Source organism: Ruegeria sp. BHSB058 (genome assembly GCF_059613285.1).
The window spans coordinates 1-3,919 of record NZ_JBXWSF010000148.1 but is presented as its reverse complement, the minus strand read 5'-3'; the positions used below and the strand labels follow the sequence as shown (position 1 = coordinate 3,919).

Here is a 3,919-nt window from a genome sequence, read left to right as displayed (position 1 = left end):
GTAAACGAAGGGCTTGAAGGACGATCCGGTCTGGCGCAGCGCCTGCGTGGCGCGGTTGAAGGCGCCCGAGACCTTGGTCTTGCGTCCGCCGACCATCGCCCGAACAGCACCGTCCGAGGACATGACCACAATCGCCGCCTGTGCCTTGGACCCTTCCTTGATCTTTTCCTGGAAGACGAATTTGAGCGCCTCTTCGGCCGAGGTCTGAATGCGCTGGTCCAGCGTGGTCTTGATCACCACATCCTCGGTCGTGTTGCGGGTGAAATATTCGGGACCGCTGGCCATGACCCAATCGGCGAAATACCCGCCTGCACGCGCCTCGGCGGCATCGGAAAGTTCCGCCGGGTTGTCCCGCGCCCAGTCCGCCTCGGTACCGGAGAGATAGCCCTGATCCTCCATCAGGCTGATGACCAGCCGGGCGCGGTTCTGGGACCGTTCCAGATCGTTGGTCGGCGCATAGCGGGTCGGCGCGACCAGAAGTCCGGCCAGCATCGCCGCTTCGGCGGGGCTGACCTCGGCGGCGGATATGCCGAAATAGCGCTGGCTTGCCGCCTCGAACCCGCGCGCACCCGCACCAAGGAAGGCCCGGTTGAGGTAGATGGTCAGGATTTCATCCTTGGTATACTTGACCTCCATTGCCATGGCATAGATGGCTTCTTTCATTTTTCGCCACAGCGACCCCTGGCGGCAGTCGGCCTCATAGGCGGCCTCCGACTCCCACTCGGCGGGAACATACGGAACGCCAAGACACAACAGCTTGGCCGTTTGTTGGGTGATCGTCGAACCGCCATGCCCCGACAGCGGACCTCGCCCTTCGCTGAGGTTGATGCGCACCGCACTTGCCACGCCACGCGGGCTGACGCCGATGTGGCGGTAGAACCGCTTGTCCTCGGTAGCGACAACCGCGTTCTTGAGGTGCGGCGAAACCGTATTGGCGGTGACAACCCCGCCGAACTGATCGCCGCGCCAGGCATAAACATTGCCGTCACGATCCAGCATGGTGACCGACCCGCGCGCACGGCCGTCAAGCACGGTGTCGGCCTCGGGCAACGTCGTGTAGACAAGACCAACCGCGAGGGCGACAAGCAGGGCCACGATGGCTCCGACACGCCAGGTAATCCCCCAGATCAGGCGGAACATCCAACGGAACAGCCGCTGGAACAGCCCGATGATGCCGCCGCGCGTTTTCCTGGGCGTCCGGCGCGTGGTCTTGCGCGACGCCTTTCGGGCCGCGGCCTTTTTCGGCGCCGCCTTCTTTGCAGTCGATTTCGACGGCGCCTTTTTCTTACCCCCGGACGGGTATCGCTTGTCGGCCACCAATGTCGGCCTGCGGCGCTTGGAGTCAGTCATGCTCAAATCTGCCCGATCTTTGCTTTTGCCGGACAATACCCTGCCCAGCCGCCCATGTAGAGGTGCGAATTTCCTTAAATTTCCTTCATCTTTGCGCCGCTTTTTTCATCACAAGTGTCGTTTTGTGCAAAAATTGTGCGATATCTCGCGGTTTTGGTTCCGCCACACGCCCCAATTCCGTTCCCCGCCGACGATTCAGCAGTTTTTCTGCAGGTGCGAAATGCCGGGTGGGCCGGCGCTATCAAGGGGAAAGACGTGAAACTGATCATTGCGACAATCAAGCCATTCAAGCTGGAAGAGGTGCGCGAAGCCCTCACCGGCGTGGGTGTGCGCGGCATGATGGTGACCGAGATCAAAGGCTTTGGCTCACAATCCGGACACACCGAAATCTATCGGGGCGCGGAATACGCCGTGAACTTCGTGCCCAAGATCAAGCTGGAAATCGTGGTGCCGGCAGAAATGGTTGAACAGATCGTAACCACGATCTCGTCCACCGCCAAGACCGGCAAGATCGGTGACGGAAAGATTTTCGTACTGGACGTCGAACAGGCGATGCGCGTGCGCACCGGCGAAATCGACGCGGACGCGCTGTAAGCGCGGCAACCCCCTTTGAGGACTTCAAAATGAACGTGATCAAGACTTTAATCCCGGCAGTTGCCGTCGCCGCATTGCCACAAACGGGACTGGCGCAAGAGGCCGCCTCGGGCGAGGCCGCCGCGCAAACGCAATTCATCCTGAATTCACTGCTGTTTCTGGTCGGCGGGTTTCTGGTGTTCTGGATGGCCGCGGGTTTCGCCATGCTCGAAGCCGGGCTGGTACGGTCAAAAAACGTGACCATGCAGCTGACCAAGAACATCGCGCTGTTTTCGCTGGCGGCGATCATGTTCTGGCTGGTCGGCTATAACATCATGTATCCGGGCGACGGCAACTGGATCATCGAGGGCGTGTTTGGCACGATCGCCCCCAAGGACATCAAGACCGACATCGACGCGGGCGGGTATTCCAACGCCTCGGATTTCTTCTTTCAGCTGATGTTCTGCGCCACCACCGCCTCGATCGTGTCCGGAACGATGGCCGAGCGGGTCAAGCTGTGGCCATTCCTGCTGTTTGTCGTGGTGCTCACTGGTATCATCTATCCGATCGAGGCCTCGTGGCAGTGGGGCGGCGGCTGGCTGAGCCAAATGGGTTTTTCCGATTTCGCCGGCTCGACGCTGGTTCACGCGGCGGGCGGGTTCGCCGCCTTGGCAGGCGCGCTGGTGCTGGGGCCGCGCATCGGCAAGTACAACAAGGATGGCAAGGTGGTGCCGATGCCCGGCTCGAACCTGGCGCTGGCGACGTTGGGCACCTTCATCCTGTGGCTGGGCTGGTTCGGTTTCAACGGCGGTTCGCAATTGGCGATGGGTACGCTTGAGGATGCCGACGCGGTGGCGCAGATCTTTGCCAACACCAACATGGCCGCTGCTGCCGGTGCGGTTGCAACGCTGATCCTGACGCAGGTTATGTTCGGCAAGGTCGACCTGACGATGACCCTGAACGGCGCGCTGGCCGGGCTGGTGTCGATCACCGCCGAGCCACTGGCGCCCACGCTGTTCCAGTCGCTGATCATCGGCGGCGTCGGCGGTGTGATTGTGGTCTTTGCCGTTCCGATGCTGGACCGGGCCAGGATAGACGACGTGGTGGGCGCAATTCCGGTTCACCTGATTGCAGGCTTCTGGGGCACTTTCATTGTGGCCTGGACCAATGGCGATGCGTCCTTTGCCAAACAGATCATCGGCTTTGGTGCCATCGGCCTGTTTGTCTTTGTCGTCAGCTATGCGTTGTTCACGATCCTGAAGATGACCGTAGGCCTGCGTGTGGGTGAAGAAGAAGAGATCAACGGACTCGACATGGCGGAACTGGGGATGGAGGCCTATCCGGAGTTTTCCAAGGGTTGACCTGATTGGCTTTTGCACAAACGCCCCGGACCCAACCGGGGCGTTTTGCGTTGCGGGCTTTGATCGCCTAGGCTTGGTGTCAACACGGATGAACCGGAGGGCCTGATGGCGACAGCACCGGACACACTGGTCGGCACCAGTCTCGAATGGACTGGCGTTCATCATTCGGGCACCGGCGATTTTGCCGATCTGTCCACGCATACGGTCAGTTATGAGACAGAGACGACCTGTTATGTGACGGCGGCCGGCAAACTGGTTGGCGAGGCGCGATATACCTACAGGCGGCTCGATGACCGGATGGGGATCTGCATTTATCGCCCGGAGGAATATCAGGGCCGGACGGATGTCATCCTGAACGCAATGTTCGATTTTGGCGAGATGAAGGACCGCGCGGTCCTGACGGCAGGAGGCGAACCGTTCGCGGTTGCCGATGGCGGCATGCGGTTTGTAAAGACACCACCGCGCCCCGATTGACCGAGGCGCGGCGACTGATCGAGTCAGACCCCGGCGTCAACGATGGCTTTTGCCAGAATTGGCACGGTCGTCGCGTTCAGCCCGGCAATGTTCAGACGGCTGTCACCGACCATGTAGATGCCATGCTCGACCCGCATCTTCTCGACCAGTTCGGGCGCGGC

General features: G+C 60.9%; 4 protein-coding genes and 1 pseudogene. 3 read left to right on the top strand and 2 right to left on the bottom strand.

The window, feature by feature from the left end; translation table 11 throughout:
* Positions 1-1,350: transglycosylase domain-containing protein (locus AC2FNB_RS20655; protein ID WP_496748631.1), on the bottom strand; the 1,350-nt coding region annotated here is incomplete at its 3' end.
* A 255-nt stretch (positions 1,351-1,605) separates the two neighbouring features.
* Here AC2FNB_RS20655 and AC2FNB_RS20650 point away from each other — a divergent pair.
* The 3 genes from AC2FNB_RS20650 to AC2FNB_RS20640 all read left to right on the top strand — a co-directional run bounded on the left by AC2FNB_RS20650 (position 1,606) and on the right by AC2FNB_RS20640 (position 3,758).
* Positions 1,606-1,944 (top strand): P-II family nitrogen regulator, encoded by a 339-nt coding sequence (locus AC2FNB_RS20650; protein WP_480748593.1) that lies wholly within the window; start codon positions 1,606-1,608, stop codon positions 1,942-1,944.
* Positions 1,945-1,973: 29 nt separating this feature from the next.
* Complete coding sequence (gene amt / locus AC2FNB_RS20645; RefSeq protein WP_496748630.1) at positions 1,974-3,284, top strand: ammonium transporter; 1,311 nt, start codon at positions 1,974-1,976, stop codon at positions 3,282-3,284.
* A 105-nt stretch (positions 3,285-3,389) separates the two neighbouring features.
* Positions 3,390-3,758 carry a hypothetical protein gene (locus AC2FNB_RS20640; protein WP_496748629.1) on the top strand — a complete coding sequence of 123 codons (369 nt, stop codon included), beginning with the start codon at positions 3,390-3,392 and terminating at the stop codon, positions 3,756-3,758.
* Between the two features lie 23 nt (positions 3,759-3,781).
* On the opposite strand, the pseudogene AC2FNB_RS20635 reads toward AC2FNB_RS20640, so the two are convergent.
* A pseudogene (locus AC2FNB_RS20635) lies at positions 3,782-3,919 on the bottom strand (aromatic amino acid aminotransferase); the annotation flags it as partial.

What these genes read in the sequence shown, in the direction of transcription:
- amt (WP_496748630.1), top strand. Translation starts at nt 1,974, where the DNA reads ATGAACGTGATCAAGACTTTAATCCCGGCAGTTGCCGTCGCCGCATTG.
- AC2FNB_RS20640 (WP_496748629.1), top strand. Translation starts at nt 3,390, where the DNA reads ATGGCGACAGCACCGGACACACTGGTCGGCACCAGTCTCGAATGGACT.